Genomic DNA, 1,624 nt, shown 5'->3' with positions numbered 1-1,624 from the left:
GGCCTTTTGGTGCATGAATTTGATCGAATTTTTAATGATCTTTTCAGTTCTAGAGGTGAAATATACAAAAAGATCATTACAATCCTAAGCCAGGGCATGAAAGACCGAGCTACTCTTCAAAAGATAATGGCCTACTCGCCAAGTGGTACACTAAGTCATCATCTTAAAGCCCTTGAAATCTGTGGATTTGTCAGCAGACATCCAGATTGGTCTTTAAAAACAGGTAAGCCAGGAAAACTGACCCTGTATCGGCTTTCCGATAATTATCTTCGCTTCTATATCCATTATATTGAACCCAATCTTACGAAAATTGAGCAAGGGTCATTTTTAGACGTCCCACTTTCTAGTTTGCCTGGATGGGAACCCATGCTCGGATTCCAGCTCGAAAATCTTCTTCTGAAAAATAGATCTCTTCTTTACCAGGCACTTGGAATTCACGCTCAGGATGTCGTTATTGATAATCCCTATTTTCAAAAAGCCTCAGGTCGCAAAAAAGGGTGCCAAATTGATTATCTGATTCAAATGCATTCCAACACTCTTTTTATCTGTGAAGTCAAAATGCGTCGTCGTGAATTGGGGCTTGAAGTGATCGATGCAATGAAAACCAAAATAGCTTCTCTTGCTCTTCCAAAAGGCTTTGGGATTTCGCCTGTTCTGTTTCATTTGGGCCCAGTTTCCGATGCTCTCTTAAGTAGTCGCTATTTTTACCGTATCATCGATATTGCTGATTTGTGAGCAAAAAGTAGAAGAGAAGTCTATGAAAAATGAATTTAAGAAAGTTAAAACAGATTTTCGCACAGGAACGATTGCTTACTACGGTCCTAATGATCAGATCGTTACAAAAATTGTTGTGGGTATTACCGTCGCGACGGGACGAAATTTCATCCTTTTGACGGCGCTTCCTCCCAGGCCTTTAGGCCTTGAAGTTACCCACATTCTTCTACCGCCCAGGTCATATCTAAAAGACGGAGCCATCCGCCCCAAAGGGTCTGCCAACCTGGGTCCCCATCCGATTTTCGCCCCCTAAAGCCTCCTAAACGAGCAACATGCTTCCAAAATCCTTTAATCGTTATCAAGTTGTCTTTTAGGCATAGTTTCCTCGTTAACACTCGTATGAATATTTCAGGAATCACTTCCCCCGCTTGCATTTCGTCCGCTTCTCGACTGATTGACCTAAGCTCTAATAATTTTATAGCTATGATCCCCAAAATCCCCACTAAGGCCATCAATCCCTCTGCAGATTGCAAATACCGCTTTTCAATTGAACATCCGGTCTTAAGGCATTTATGATATTCCTCAATAATCCATCGGTATGAATACCATTGGGCTTTTTCAACTGCTGACTGAATATCTAAAACCGGTAATGTGCTGATTAAAATCCACTCTAAAATTTCCTCCTCATTCCAACATCTTACACACCATGCTGTAATCGGACTTTTAACTTTTTTATCTATCTGGGGTGGTTGAATTTCGATTTCTCCCCAACTGATTTTTAATTCAATCGTTCGAACAGGTCTCCCATCGCGACTGCGTAAACTGTGTTTTTTAACAAAACGAATGTTATAATAACAATTACTTTCACTTACGCCATAATTGGTAGAAATATGAAAATAGGTTCGATATT

The 1,624-nt window shown here is 40.3% G+C and carries 2 protein-coding genes; one reads left to right on the top strand and one right to left on the bottom strand.

What is annotated here, in order from left to right; genetic code table 11:
• Positions 1–735, top strand: a 735-nt coding sequence (locus K2Q26_12515) for a hypothetical protein (protein MBY0316341.1), incomplete at its 5' end; no start/stop codon positions are given.
• 191 nt (positions 736–926) lie between these two features.
• On the opposite strand, the gene K2Q26_12510 is transcribed toward K2Q26_12515, so the two are convergent.
• A partial coding sequence (locus K2Q26_12510) for a transposase (protein ID MBY0316340.1) occupies positions 927–1,624 on the bottom strand: 698 nt, incomplete at its 5' end.

Source organism: Bdellovibrionales bacterium, assembly GCA_019750295.1.
Classification (GTDB): Bacteria; Bdellovibrionota; Bdellovibrionia; order Bdellovibrionales; family JAGQZY01; genus JAIEOS01.
This window is presented reverse-complemented; position numbering and strand designations above follow the sequence as displayed.